A 12,008-nucleotide genomic window follows, 5' to 3' on the forward strand; every position below is an offset into this window, starting at 1 on the left:
GCGGACGGGGGCGCGCGGCCTTTTGCTGTGCCCCGGCCGATGGGCCTGGGGCATGGGTGCCCGCGCCCGGCTGACGGGGCCTGGGGCCCTGGCGGCGATCGTCAGCCGCGCGAGCCCGGGCGGCGGTGCTCAGCGGTCAGACCGAAGCTGCCTCGTTCGCCGGCAGCGGACGCGGACGAGCCGAGCGCGGAGACCGAGCTGATCACCTGCTCCTCGTCCGGCTGCCGATCCTGCTCGAGTCGTTCCAGGTCAGCGGCGGACACCAGCGCCACGAGCGGCTTGCCGTGCCGGGTCACGACGACACGTTCGCCGCCGTAGACGACGCGGTTGATCAGTTCGGCGAGCTCTGCGCGGGCTTGCGTCACCGGAATCTCGTAGGCCATGCTCGCCATCTTACGGCCTGTACGTCCTGTACATTTTTTACAGAGACGCCTGCCCGAGGAGAGGTACGTCATGGACCGCCCGTCAGCCCGCTATGTCCTGCCCCAGTTCACCGAGCGCACCAGCCAGGGAACCCGCACCCTCGATCCGTACTCGAAGCTGCTCGAAGAGCGGATCGTCTTCCTCGGCACGGTCGTCGACGACACCGCCGCCAACGATGTGATCGCCCAGTTCCTGCATCTCGAATACGCCGCGCCCGACCGGGACATCTCGCTGTACATCAACTCCCCCGGCGGCTCGCTCAGCGCCATGTCCGCGATCTACGACACGATGCAGGTCGTCACCTGCGACGTGGAGACGACCTGCCTCGGCCAGGCCGCGTCCACCGCCGCGCTGCTGCTCGCCGCCGGCACTCCGGGCAAGCGGATGGCGCTGCCCGGGGCGCGGATCGTGGTCCAGCAACCCGCGTTCGACGAGCCGGTGCAGGGTCAGCCGTCCGATCTGGCCATCCAGGCAGCGGAGCTGCTGCGGCTGCGGGCCCAACTCGCCGGGATGCTGGTACGCCACACCGGCCAGAGCGCGGAGCAGATCGCGGCCGACCTGGAGCGCGACACGTTCTTCGACGCCGCCGCCGCCCAGGAGTACGGCCTGGTGGACCACGTCATCAACAACCGCAAGACCTCGCTCTCCGCCAACGGTTCGCGGTGACCGCGCCGTGCTGCCGCCCGACATCCCGCCGCTGCCCGCGCTGACCCGTGCCGAGGGCGAGCTCATCGACAGCTATCTCGAAGTCGTCGACCTGCTGGGGCGGATCAATCCGGCCCGCTCGACACACACCTACGGCGCGCTGCGCGCCGCCCAGGCTCTGGTCGGCCGGGCGACCGCGCTGAGGGACGCGCTGACGCTGATGCACCAGCGCGGCGAGAGCGAGGTGCATGCGGCGACGCTGACCCAGGCCCTGAGGGTGCTCGACGGCGAACGCCGGGCCGGCCGGGTCACCGTCCCGCCCGCTTCGACGAGTTGACGGTCCATTGCCTATCCGTCAACCGCCGAACGGGTACCGAAAAAGCTCCCCCATTCGGTGGAGTTACCGTCCCATTGGTGCCTACGCACAACTTGCGCATCATGACTACCGATTTGGCGGAATGACTCATTCCGGTGCTGGTGCGGGGCTCCTCAGGCGTCCGGCTCCGGTCCGGAAGCCAGCCCTGTCCACCCGAACAGGTGAGTGGTGTTCAACCTCACATATCGCCGTTTCGACTCGGAAATCGGGCATGGCGTGGGTCAAGATCCCTGGGACGACAAGCCCCCGTCATCTCGGCGGGGCGGTCCGGGCGGACGCCGAGTCCTGCCGCCGCCCGGATGCCTGGTCGACAGAAGTGCTTCGGCAGGAGTGGAGGACCCGAGCAACACGGGACAGCCGGAAGGTCCGGCCGTCCCTCGGGGTGAAGCCGCTCTCCGCGGCCGGGCATCTTCGTCCGCCCGAACCCGACAGGTCATCCTTCACAGGCGGCTGACGAAGGGTTGCGCATGAGTGCGCAGATTCACGTCCCGTTTCTGAAGAGCCGGGCAGGCGCCGTATCGGTCCTGACCCTCGCCGCCGTCGGCGGCACCATGCTGGCGCCCGGCGCCTCAGAGGCACACGCGGCCACCCTCCATGCGGCCAATGCGCTCAAGGTGGCCGCGTCCAAGAAGGGAGCGCCGTACAAGTACGGCGCGGCAGGTCCGTCCCGCTTCGACTGCTCGGGGCTCACGCTCTACTCGTACAAGAAGGCGGGCAAGAAGCTCCCTCGTACGGCCCAGCAGCAGTACAACAAGACCCGTCATATCTCGGCCTCTTCGCGGCAGGTCGGAGACCTCGTCTTCTTCCACTCCGGGAGCAGCGTGTACCACGTGGGGATCTACGCCGGCAGCGGGCGGGTCTGGCACTCGCCGAAGACCGGCTCCTGGGTGAAGCTGGAGAAGATCTGGACCAAGAGCGTCTGGTACGGCCGGGTGCGATGACGCCCGGCGGCTGACGAAGCACGGCTGACCGTGCGCTGATCGCCCGTCACCACCTCGGCGATCAGCGCACCGTGTCAGTGCGTCAGCGGCTGGACGAGCAGCGTGGCTCCCAGCGCCGTCAGCGCGCCGCCGGTGACGCCCTCCACCGCGCGCGTGGTGCGCGGTCGGCGCAGCCACGTACCGAGCCGGTCCACGAGCAGCGCCACCAGCGGAAACCACACCAGCGCGAGCGCGACGACGATCGTGGCCAGCAGCAGGGTGCGCGGCAGGACCGGCGCGCCGTCCGGCACGAACTGCGGCAGAAGACTGAGAAAGAGCACCGGCGCCTTCGGGTTGAGGACATTGGTGAGGAAGCCCTGCCGCAGTCCGCGGCGCATCCCGTCGGCCGTCTCGCCGTCCGCGTCCGCCACCGCGGGCTGCGGACGCAGCGCCGCCCGCACCGCCCGTACGCCGAGATACAGGACATAGGCGCCGCCGAGGATCTGGAGCGTACGGAAGAGCACCGGCACCGCGATCAGGACGGCCGCCAGACCGGCCACCGCCAGCGCCGTATGCACCAGCAGTCCCCCGGCGACTCCGATCGCGCAGGCCACGCCCGCGCGCCGGGAGGCGAGCGCATTGCGCACGACGACGGTGAAGTCCGCGCCGGGCATGGCGACCATGCCGGCGGCGACCCCGGTGAAGGCGACCAGTTGTGCGTCCATGCCTGCCATCGTGCACCGGATCAGGCCTTAGCATGTACTTATAGTTTCCTTGGTCTGCCTAAAGCGATGCTTAAGGGGTGGCATGTACGACCCGACACGGCTGGCGGCGCTGGTGGCGGTCGCCGAGGCCGGTTCGATCACCCGCGCCGCCGCCCGGCTCGGCTACACCCCGCCCGCGCTCTCCCAGCAGCTGGCCAAGCTGGAGCGCGAGGCCGGAGCCGCACTGCTGGTGCGGCACCACCGCGGAGCCCGGCTGACGGCCGCGGGCGAGCTGCTCGCGGCGCGCGCCCGCCGGGTGCTGGACGAGATGGACCAGGCGCGGCATGAACTGGCCCGGCTGGCGGGCCTGTCCGGCGGACGGCTCAGAGTCGGCACCTTCACCACCGTCGGAATCCATCTGCTGCCGCCAGTCCTGAGCGCGTTCCGCCGGGCACATCCGGATGTCGAGCTGGCCGTCGCGGAGTACGAGCCGCCGGACGGGGTCCTGGCGGTGGCCGCCGGCGAGGTGGATCTGGCGCTGACGCATGCGTACGAACCCGCCGAGCCGGCGCCGCCGCCTGCCGGTGTGGTGGTGGAGCCGCTGCTGGTGGAGGAGTTGGTGCTGGTGACCGCGCCCGGTCATGCGCTGGCGGGCGGCTCGGGGCGGCTGCCGGTGGCCGAGCTCGCGGGTCAGCCGCTGATCAGCAGCGCACCGTCGCATCCACCCCGCAAGGGTGTGGAGGGTGCGCTGGCGCGGGCCGGTGTGACGCCGGCCGTGGTGTGCGAGTCGCCGGGCTACGCGCTGGTGTGCGCGCTGGTCAGCGCGGGCATCGGAGTGGCCGTGGTGCCGGAGATGGTCTCCGCGATGTCCGTGACGCCGCTCGGCGTACGGCAGTTGGAGCCGGCGGCCTTTCGACGGACGATCTCGGTGGCCCACCGGGGCGAGGAGTCGGCTCCGGCGGCTGAGTCGCTGCGGGCTCTGCTGCGCGGCACGTTCGGCCGCGCGGCCGGCCGGACCGGCGAGCCGTGATCAGTTCTGGATCGGTGCGGTCCACGGGAGGGCGATCCAGACGGTCTTGCCGCCCTCCGGGGTCGGGGTGACCGAGAGGTGTCCGCCGCATTCGGCGGTGAGGCTGCGGATGATGACCATGCCGCGGCCGTTGTCCTGGCGGACGGCGGCGGGCAGCCGCTGCGGCCAGCGTGGATGGCTGTCGGTCACGCCGATGCGCAGTTCCTCGTCGCGCTCGAGACGGAGGTCGACGGTGAAGGTGGGCGACTGGCCGAAGGTGTGCTGGACGGCGTTGGTGGCGAGTTCCGAGACGATCAGCCGTACCGTGTCGACCGCTTCGGTCTCGACCGCCAGTCCCCACTCGGAGACGACGTGTGTGGCGTATGTGCGGGCCGCGGACACCGAGGCGGGATCGCTCGGCAGAGTGACGGAGGCTTCCTGGAGGTCTGCCATGGCGACGCTGTCCCTTTCCCACCGCGGCCGGGCACCGACTCGTAGCGGATGATGCGCTGGCGGCCACGGATTGCGCTTCGCGCCAGAGTGCCACTCATCGTGCCCGCGGCGGTGGCGATCCACCAAGATATGCATATATCTGTCGCTCGAAGCGGTGAACTCTGCTACGCGAGACCGGATTTGGACGGCCACTCACGCGTTGACCGCGGGGCGGAAGAGTGGAATGTACAGACTGCACGAAAGGACGCCCCGATGCAGCACGGTCCCGCGGTTCGCCGCCGCAAGCTGGGCGAGGAGCTTCGCAAGCTGCGCCTGGCCGCAGGTCTCACCAGCCGCAACGCCGGACTGCTGGCCGGCTGGCACCAGTCGAAGGTGAGCCGTATCGAGACCGGCACCAGCGGCGTCAGGACCGAGGACGTCAGTCTGCTGCTGGACGTGTACGGAGTGGCCGATCCGCAACTGCGCACGCTGCTCGAGACCTTGGCGGGTGCTGCGGACGGTGCCGGCAGTGGCTGGTGGCACGCCTACCGCGGGCTGCTCCCGCCCGAGTACCGCGACTTCATCAGCCTGGAGACCCAGGCCTGTGCGGTACGCACGCTGGAGACCTCGGTCGTGCCCGGTCTGCTCCAGACGCCGGACTACGCGCGGGCGGTGACGCGAGCGGCTCTCGACGACTTGCCGGCGGCGACCGTCAACTCACTGGTGGAGGTACGGATCGCCCGTCAGGAGGTACTGCGGACCGAGAACCCTCTGAAGCTGAGTGCGGTGCTGGACGAGTCGGCGCTCCGGCGGGAGGTCGGCGGTGGCGGGGTGATGCGGGAGCAGTTGCGCGCGCTGGCGGAATCGGCACAACTCCCCCATGTACGGCTCCAGGTGATGCCGTTCACGGTCGGCGGCTATGCCGGGCTCACAGGTCCTTTCGTTATCTTCTCCTTTCCGAACAGTTCTGATCTGGATGTGGTCGTTCTCGACCATTTGACGAGTAGCCTCTACCTCGAGCGGAGAGAAGACCTCGAGGTGTACAGCGCCGCCTTCGCGACGATGCAGGCGCGTGCGCTGTCACCGGCGGATTCATTGGATCTCATCGCCGGGATGATTCACGGCGCACAGGGAGGCCCCCCATGTCCGATTCCCTCGCCCACGACCACCACTTAGCGTGGCGGCGCAGCAGCCGCAGTGTCGGAATGAACAACTGCGTGGAAGCGGCCACACTGTCCGACGCCACACTCGCCATCAGGGATTCCAAGGACATCGCGCGCGATGCCCTGCACTTCTCGCACCAGGCCTGGTCCCGGTTCCTGACCGCGGTCCAGGCGGAGAGCGTCGGCTAAGACAACACCGTCAGTCGACAGGCGCGGCCCGGACGATCGTGGCGATCGCGGTGTCCAGCTGCTGATCCGTCAGATCGGCCCGGGCCGTCAGCCTGATCCGTGAGATGCCGTCCGGCACCGAAGGCGGACGGAAACACCCGACGACAAGCCCGGCGGCCCGGCAGTCGGCGGCCCACCGCACGGCGGCCTCCGGAGACGGAGCCTGCACGGAGACCACGGCCGCGTCGGGACGTGCGGCCGTCAGGCCCGCCGCCGTCAGCCGACGGTGCAGGGTCGTGGCGACCGTACGCGCCCGGCCGGCAAGCTCCGGTTCGCTCCGCAGCAGCCGCAGCGCAGCCAGCGCCGCTCCCGCCGCGGCCGGCGCGAGACCGGTGTCGAAGATGAAGGTGCGCGCGGTGTTGACCAGATGTTCCACCACCCGCGCCGGGCCGAGGATCGCGCCGCCCTGGCTGCCCAGCGACTTGGACAGGGTGACGGTGGCGACGACGCCCGCGCCGCCCGCGAGACCGGCGGCGTTCAGGGCTCCACGGCCGCCGTCGCCGAGTACGCCGAGCCCGTGCGCGTCGTCGACGAGCAGCGCCGCGCCATGGTCGCGGCAGGCGTCCGCGAGCGCGGCCAGCGGCGCCGCGTCGCCGTCCACCGAGAAGACCGAGTCGGTGACCGCGAGAGCGCGGCGTCCGGGATGTGCGTCGAGGGTCTTGCGTACGGCCTCGACATCCGCGTGCGGGACGATCGCCGTCTCCGCGCGGGAGAGCCGGCAGCCGTCCACGATCGAGGCGTGATTGCCCGCGTCCGAGAGGATCAGCGAACCCCGGGCGCTCAGCGCGGTGACGGCGGCGAGGTTGGCGGCATAGCCGGACGAAAGGACCAGAGCCGCCTCGAATCCACAGAAGTCGGCGAGCTCCCTTTCCAGTTCTGCGTGGAGCGCGGTGCTGCCCGTGACCAGCCGGGAGCCGGTGGCTCCCCCGCCCCAGCGGCGGGCCGCTTCGGCGGCCGCGCCGGTGATTTCCGGGCGGCGGGTCAGGCCCAGGTAGTCGTTCCCGGCGAGATCCAGCAGCTCGGAGTCAGCGGCGCGCGGCCGGAGCGTACGGACGAGGCCCGCGCGCTCTCGGCGGCACGACTCGTCGTCGATCCAGTCGAAAGGATCCTGGGGCATGGTGAACCGGTCCTTTTGTAGGCAGCGGACAGACCCTAACCGGGGACACTCGAGGAGCGGATGTGGCCATACACACACCTCAAAGACACTCTGTTGTGGGGATCGGCCTTGGATATGGCGTGTGCCGTACGTCAGGATCGGCGCCATGGACCTGCTGAACACGCTGGTGGACAAGGGGCTGCGGCGAGAACTGCCGAGCCGTGAAGAGGCGCTCGCCGTACTGGCGACCTCCGACGACGATCTGCTCGAGGTGGTGGCCGCGGCCGGCAAGGTGCGCCGCCAATGGTTCGGGCGCCGGGTGAAGCTCAACTATCTCGTCAATCTCAAGTCCGGTCTGTGTCCCGAGGACTGCTCCTACTGCTCCCAGCGGCTCGGGTCCAAGGCGGAGATCCTCAAGTACACCTGGCTGAAGCCGGACGAGGCCTCGCAGGCCGCGGCCGCCGGTGTGGCGGGCGGCGCGAAGCGGGTCTGTCTGGTCGCGAGCGGCCGCGGTCCCACCGACCGGGACGTCGACCGGGTCTCGAAGACGATCGAGGCGATCAAGGAGCAGAACGAGGGCGTCGAGGTGTGCGCCTGCCTCGGGCTGCTGTCCGAGGGGCAGGCTGAGCGGCTGCGGGCCGCGGGCGCCGACGCGTACAACCACAACCTCAACACGTCCGAGGCCACCTACGGCGACATCACCACCACCCACACGTACGAGGACCGGGTGGACACCGTCCAGCAGGCACAGGCGGCGGGCCTGTCCGCCTGCTCCGGGCTGATCGCCGGCATGGGCGAGAGCGACGAGGACCTGGTCGACGTCGTCTTCTCGCTGCGCGCGCTGGACCCGGACTCCGTCCCGGTGAACTTCCTGATCCCGGTCGAGGGCACGCCGCTGGCCAAGGAGTGGCACCTCACTCCGCAGCGCTGCCTGCGGATTCTCGCGATGGTGCGGTTCGTCTGCCCGGACGTGGAGGTACGGCTCGCCGGCGGCCGCGAGGTCCATCTGCGTTCGATGCAGCCGCTCGCGCTGAACCTGGTCAACTCGATCTTCCTCGGCGACTACCTGACCACCGAGGGCCAGGAGGGCAAGGCGGACCTCGACATGATCGCGGACGCAGGGTTCGAGGTGGAGGGCACGGACACGACGACCCTGCCGGAGCACCGGGCGGGCGGCGGCTGCGGGTCGCACTCCGGCGGCTCCGGCTCCGGCTGCGGTTCCGTCTGCGGGGACGAGCCGTCCGGCGCAGTGGCGGAGGAGCCGGTCGCCGAGGTGCTGTCGGCGCGGACCGACCTGGTCACCGTGCGCCGCCGCGGCGCCGGCACCGACCTCGCGCCCAATGCCTGAGCAACTGACCTCCGGCGAACTGCTGGACCTGGACCGGGCCCACGTCTGGCATCCGTACGGCCCCATGCCGGGCCGTACCGATCCGCTGGTCGTGGAGTCCGCGTCCGGGGTACGGCTGCGTCTGGCCGAAACCGTCCACGGGCAGCGCGAGTTGGTCGACGGCATGTCGTCCTGGTGGTCGGCGATCCACGGCTACAACCACCCGGTCCTCAACGAGGCGGCCCATGACCAGCTGGGCCGGATGAGCCATGTGATGTTCGGCGGACTCACCCACGAGCCCGCCGTCCGACTGGCCGCGCGCCTCGTCGAGATCACGCCCGAGCCGCTGCGGCATGTCTTCCTGTGCGACTCGGGCTCGGTCTCGGTCGAGGTCGCGGTGAAGATGTGCCTGCAGTACTGGCGTTCCGTCGGCCGGCCGGCCAAGCAGCGGCTGCTGACCTGGCGCGGCGGCTATCACGGCGACACCTGGCAGCCGATGTCGGTGTGCGATCCCCAGGGCGGCATGCACGAGCTGTGGTCGGGCGTGCTGCCGCGGCAGGTCTTCGCGGACGCGCCGCCGGCGGAGTTCGAGGAGTCGTACGCGCAGGGCCTGCGCGATCTTGTGGCGCTGCACGCGGACGAGCTGGCCGCGGTGATCGTGGAGCCGGTGGTGCAGGGTGCGGGCGGCATGCGGTTCCACGAGCCCGAGTATCTGCGGGTGCTGCGGGAGGCGTGCGACGAGCACGGCGTGCTGCTGGTCTTCGACGAGATCGCGACCGGGTTCGGGCGTACGGGCGCGCTGTTCGCCGCGGAACATGCCGGGGTCTCGCCGGATGTGATGTGCCTGGGAAAGGCGCTGACCGGCGGCTATCTGACGCTGGCGGCGACACTGTGCACCTCACGGGTGGCGGACGGGATCTCCCGCGGCGAGGTCCCGGTGCTGGCTCACGGCCCCACGTTCATGGGGAACCCGCTGGCCGCGTCGGTGGCGGCCGCCTCGATCGACCTGCTGCTGTCGCAGGACTGGCAGCGGGAGGTCAAGCGCCTGGAGGCGGGCCTGCGGGACGGTCTGGCTGAGGCGGCCGGCCTGCCGGGCGTGAAGGACGTACGGGTGCTGGGCGGGATCGGCGTCGTACAGCTGGACCACGAGGTGGACATGGCCGCGGCCACGGAGGCTGCGGTGCGGGCGGGCGTGTGGCTGCGGCCGTTCAGGGACCTCGTCTACACGATGCCGCCGTATGTGACGGGTGACGAGGACCTGGCCCGGGTGTGCGGGGCGGTCTGCGCGGCGGCCCGCGCGGGCTGAGGCGTGAGCGCCGGGATCGCGGCGCAGTCCGTGCTGCGAGGTGTCCGGCGGCAGGCCCGCACACGAGAACAGGAAGGCAGGCACACCATGGCAGTCATCGTCGTCTCCGGGACCGGGACCGAGATCGGGAAGACCGTGGTCACCGCGGCCCTGGCCGCCGTCGCGCGGGCGCAGGGGCGCAGCGTCGCCGTGCTGAAGCCGGCGCAGACCGGGGTCGGGGTCACCGAGGCCGGGGACGTCGATGAGGTCGCACGGCTGGGCGGCGGGATCACCGGTGTTGAGCTGGCCCGATATCCCGAGCCGCTGGCACCGGTGACCGCGGCTGTGCGGGCCGGGATGGCGACCGTGCGGCCGCACGATGTGGCCGAGGCCGTCGAGAAGCTCGCCATTGAGCATGATCTGGTGCTGGTGGAGGGCGCCGGCGGGCTGCTGGTGCGGTTCGACGAGGACGGCGGGACACTCGCCGATGCCGCGCGGCTCCTCGCCGCTCCCGTGCTGGTCGTCGTGCCCGCCGGTCTCGGCACGCTCAATGGAGCCGCGCTGACCGGCGAGGCGCTGCGGGCGCGCGGTCTGGAGCAGCTGGGCGTGGTCGTCGGAAGCTGGCCGGACGCGCCGGATCTCGCCGCGCGGTGCAATCTCGTCGATCTGCCGATGGACGCGGGCGCGCCGCTGCTGGGCGCCGTACCGGAAGGCGCGGGGGGTCTTGCGCCCGAGGAGTTCCGTGCGCGGGCCGGGAGTTGGCTCGCGCCGCGGCTCGGCGGCTCGTGGGACGCGCAGGCGTTCACGACCGCCGTGCGCTGAGAACGTTCTGCTTCCGCTGCCCAGGGGGAGAATGAGGGTGACCGCGCCCGTCGTCCCGAGGAGGCCGCGATGCCCCTGCGCAGCAGCACAGTGCCCCGGGACGCCGTCCACCACCCGCTCTTCGCGCGCTTCTACGCCCGGTTCAGCGTGGCCGCCGAGAAGAACCAGGGCATCGCCGGATACCGCCGGGAGCTGCTGTCCGGACTCTCGGGCCGGGTGATCGAGGTCGGTGCGGGCAACGGTCTGAACTTCGCGTACTACCCGCACGCCGTGTCCGAGGTCGTCGCGCTCGAACCGGAGCGCAGCCTGCGTCAGTTGGCGGTCCAGGCCCCGGGCCGTGTCGAGGTGCCGGTGGACGTGGTGCCGGGCGCGGCCGAGGCGCTGCCGGTCAAGAGCGAGGCCTTCGACGCGGCCGTCGCGTCACTCGTGCTGTGTTCCGTACGGGATCTGCCGCGGGCGCTCGCCGAGATCCGCCGCGTCCTGCGGCCGGGCGGCGAGCTGCGGTTCTTCGAGCACGGCCGGGCCGCGACCAAGGGGATGGCGCGGACGCAGCGGGCCTTGGACCGTACGGTGTGGCCGCTGCTGTTCGGCGGCTGTCACACCTCGCGGGACACCATCGCCGCGATCGAGACGGCCGGCTTCGAACTCGGCATGTACCGAAGGTTCCAGGTGCCCGAGCGCGGGATGCAGCTGCCGTCGTCGCCGTGTGTGCTGGGCGTGGCGCGGCGGCCCTTCACCGAGGTGCCCGGCGGCTGATCGGGCGGCCCGGCCGTCAGACGCTCCACTGACGCAGCTCGTCGGCGATGGCCCGGACGTCCGCCTTGCCCTGCTTGACCAGCCGGGCCAGGTCCCGGACCCGCTCCGGCGAGGTGACGACCTTCAGGCCGCTGGCGACGAGATAGCCGTACGCCACGGCGGAGGCGAACATCGCGTTCGAGTGCTCGAGCGCGGGCACGTGGAGCAGCAGCTGGAGCAGGGACGCGGCCCGGGCGTGCGGGTCGCTGTAGACGGGGATGCCGAAGACCTCCGCCTCATGACGGCTGACCGCGGCGACGAGCGCGCCCCAGTCCGTCACCTGCGGATCGCCGGGGGTCTTGTGCTCCGCGACCATCAGCAGCCATGCGAGGTCGATCTGAAGAGTCAACGCGTGCCTTCGTGTCCGGTGCCCGTGCTGGCCCTGCTGCTCGTGCTCGCCTTGCTGCCCGTGCCCGGGGGCGCGCCGCCGAACTCGCCGAACTCCTCGGCGAACACGGACTCGTACTGCTTCATGAAGTCCGACGCCGCCTCGACGAAGGTGCGTCCCACCTCGCCCGCGTCCTGCTTGACGAGTTCCTCGATATAGCGGTTCACGCTCATACCCCGCTGGAGCGCCCGCTGCCGGGCGGCCTCCGCGGTGGACTCGTCCACTCTCACGTTCAACTGAGTCTTCGCCACCTCCACAAGCTAGCGCGCGAGCGCTAGCATCGGCAAGTGCGCCTTCAGGTGGCCCTTACATCAACCCTGAGGACCGGGCCCTACGACGGATACAGCCGCCACCATGGACGCTCTAGGCTCGGAGATCTGTAGGGAGCCAGGCGC

Annotated in this window: 16 protein-coding genes and 1 riboswitch; of the genes, 10 read left to right on the top strand and 6 right to left on the bottom strand. The window is 70.8% G+C overall.

The genetic code is table 11. From position 1 onward, the window contains the following. Positions 1–101 precede the first annotated feature (101 nt). Positions 102–383, bottom strand: a complete 282-nt coding sequence (locus ACH4YL_RS02825; RefSeq protein ID WP_398504110.1) for a type II toxin-antitoxin system Phd/YefM family antitoxin — start codon at positions 381–383, stop codon at positions 102–104. Positions 384–453: 70 nt separating this feature from the next. On the opposite strand from ACH4YL_RS02825, the gene ACH4YL_RS02830 reads away from it, so the two are divergent. The 3 genes from ACH4YL_RS02830 (at position 454) to ACH4YL_RS02840 (ending at position 2,385) form a co-directional block, all read left to right on the top strand. Then, positions 454–1,089, top strand: coding sequence for an ATP-dependent Clp protease proteolytic subunit (locus ACH4YL_RS02830; RefSeq protein WP_398504111.1), 636 nt, complete (start codon positions 454–456; stop codon positions 1,087–1,089). Between the two features lie 7 nt (positions 1,090–1,096). Further along, positions 1,097–1,405 (top strand): hypothetical protein, encoded by a 309-nt coding sequence (locus ACH4YL_RS02835; RefSeq protein ID WP_398504112.1) that lies wholly within the window; start codon positions 1,097–1,099, stop codon positions 1,403–1,405. 346 nt (positions 1,406–1,751) lie between these two features. Then, positions 1,752–1,908, top strand: a riboswitch (cyclic di-AMP (ydaO/yuaA leader). 3 nt (positions 1,909–1,911) lie between these two features. Then, a complete protein-coding gene (locus ACH4YL_RS02840; RefSeq protein ID WP_398504113.1) occupies positions 1,912–2,385 on the top strand; it encodes a C40 family peptidase in 474 nt (157 codons plus the stop codon). A gap of 74 nt (positions 2,386–2,459) precedes the next feature. On the opposite strand, the gene ACH4YL_RS02845 is transcribed toward ACH4YL_RS02840, so the two are convergent. Continuing rightward, the gene (locus ACH4YL_RS02845; protein WP_398504115.1) at positions 2,460–3,089 is read right to left on the bottom strand and encodes a LysE family translocator; all 630 of its coding nucleotides are present in this window, start codon (positions 3,087–3,089) and stop codon (positions 2,460–2,462) included. An 82-nt stretch (positions 3,090–3,171) separates the two neighbouring features. On the opposite strand from ACH4YL_RS02845, the gene ACH4YL_RS02850 reads away from it, so the two are divergent. Then, positions 3,172–4,098: a LysR family transcriptional regulator gene (locus tag ACH4YL_RS02850; protein WP_398504116.1), complete on the top strand. Its 927-nt coding sequence runs from the start codon at positions 3,172–3,174 to the stop codon at positions 4,096–4,098. Here ACH4YL_RS02850 and ACH4YL_RS02855 read toward each other — a convergent pair whose 3' ends face one another. Continuing rightward, positions 4,099–4,530, bottom strand: a complete 432-nt coding sequence (locus tag ACH4YL_RS02855; RefSeq protein WP_398504117.1) for an ATP-binding protein — start codon at positions 4,528–4,530, stop codon at positions 4,099–4,101. Between the two features lie 252 nt (positions 4,531–4,782). Between ACH4YL_RS02855 and ACH4YL_RS02860 the strand changes: the two genes are divergently transcribed. Both ACH4YL_RS02860 and ACH4YL_RS02865 read left to right on the top strand, forming a co-directional pair. Continuing rightward, a complete protein-coding gene (locus tag ACH4YL_RS02860) occupies positions 4,783–5,685 on the top strand; it encodes a helix-turn-helix domain-containing protein (RefSeq protein WP_398504119.1) in 903 nt (300 codons plus the stop codon). A gap of 41 nt (positions 5,686–5,726) precedes the next feature. After that, entirely contained in the window at positions 5,727–5,861 is a 135-nt protein-coding gene (locus ACH4YL_RS02865) for a DUF397 domain-containing protein (RefSeq protein WP_398504121.1), read from the top strand. A 10-nt stretch (positions 5,862–5,871) separates the two neighbouring features. On the opposite strand, the gene ACH4YL_RS02870 is transcribed toward ACH4YL_RS02865, so the two are convergent. Continuing rightward, on the bottom strand, positions 5,872–7,017 hold the full coding sequence (locus ACH4YL_RS02870) for an 8-amino-7-oxononanoate synthase (RefSeq protein ID WP_398504123.1): 1,146 nt from the start codon (positions 7,015–7,017) through the stop codon (positions 5,872–5,874). Between the two features lie 145 nt (positions 7,018–7,162). On the opposite strand from ACH4YL_RS02870, the gene bioB reads away from it, so the two are divergent. The 4 genes from bioB (at position 7,163) to ACH4YL_RS02890 (ending at position 11,186) form a co-directional block, all read left to right on the top strand. Next, a complete protein-coding gene (bioB, locus tag ACH4YL_RS02875) occupies positions 7,163–8,344 on the top strand; it encodes a biotin synthase BioB (RefSeq protein ID WP_398504125.1) in 1,182 nt (393 codons plus the stop codon). Beyond that, positions 8,337–9,629, top strand: coding sequence for an adenosylmethionine--8-amino-7-oxononanoate transaminase (locus ACH4YL_RS02880; protein WP_398504127.1), 1,293 nt, complete (start codon positions 8,337–8,339; stop codon positions 9,627–9,629). The genes bioB and ACH4YL_RS02880 overlap by 8 nt, the downstream gene beginning before the upstream one ends. 87 nt (positions 9,630–9,716) lie before the next feature. Further along, positions 9,717–10,430 (top strand): dethiobiotin synthase, encoded by a 714-nt coding sequence (gene bioD, locus ACH4YL_RS02885; protein WP_398504129.1) that lies wholly within the window; start codon positions 9,717–9,719, stop codon positions 10,428–10,430. A gap of 69 nt (positions 10,431–10,499) precedes the next feature. Beyond that, positions 10,500–11,186: a class I SAM-dependent methyltransferase gene (locus tag ACH4YL_RS02890; RefSeq protein ID WP_398504131.1), complete on the top strand. Its 687-nt coding sequence runs from the start codon at positions 10,500–10,502 to the stop codon at positions 11,184–11,186. Positions 11,187–11,202: 16 nt separating this feature from the next. On the opposite strand, the gene ACH4YL_RS02895 is transcribed toward ACH4YL_RS02890, so the two are convergent. Together ACH4YL_RS02895 and ACH4YL_RS02900 are read right to left on the bottom strand one after the other, a co-directional pair. Further along, the gene (locus ACH4YL_RS02895) at positions 11,203–11,574 is read right to left on the bottom strand and encodes a fic family toxin-antitoxin system, toxin component (protein ID WP_398504133.1); all 372 of its coding nucleotides are present in this window, start codon (positions 11,572–11,574) and stop codon (positions 11,203–11,205) included. Continuing rightward, complete coding sequence (locus ACH4YL_RS02900) at positions 11,571–11,864, bottom strand: antitoxin (RefSeq protein ID WP_398504135.1); 294 nt, start codon at positions 11,862–11,864, stop codon at positions 11,571–11,573. Before ACH4YL_RS02900 ends, ACH4YL_RS02895 begins: the two co-directional genes overlap by 4 nt. Positions 11,865–12,008 lie beyond the last annotated feature (144 nt).

This window comes from Streptomyces sp. NPDC020681 (genome assembly GCF_044334895.1).
Lineage (GTDB): Bacteria > Actinomycetota > Actinomycetes > Streptomycetales > Streptomycetaceae > Streptomyces.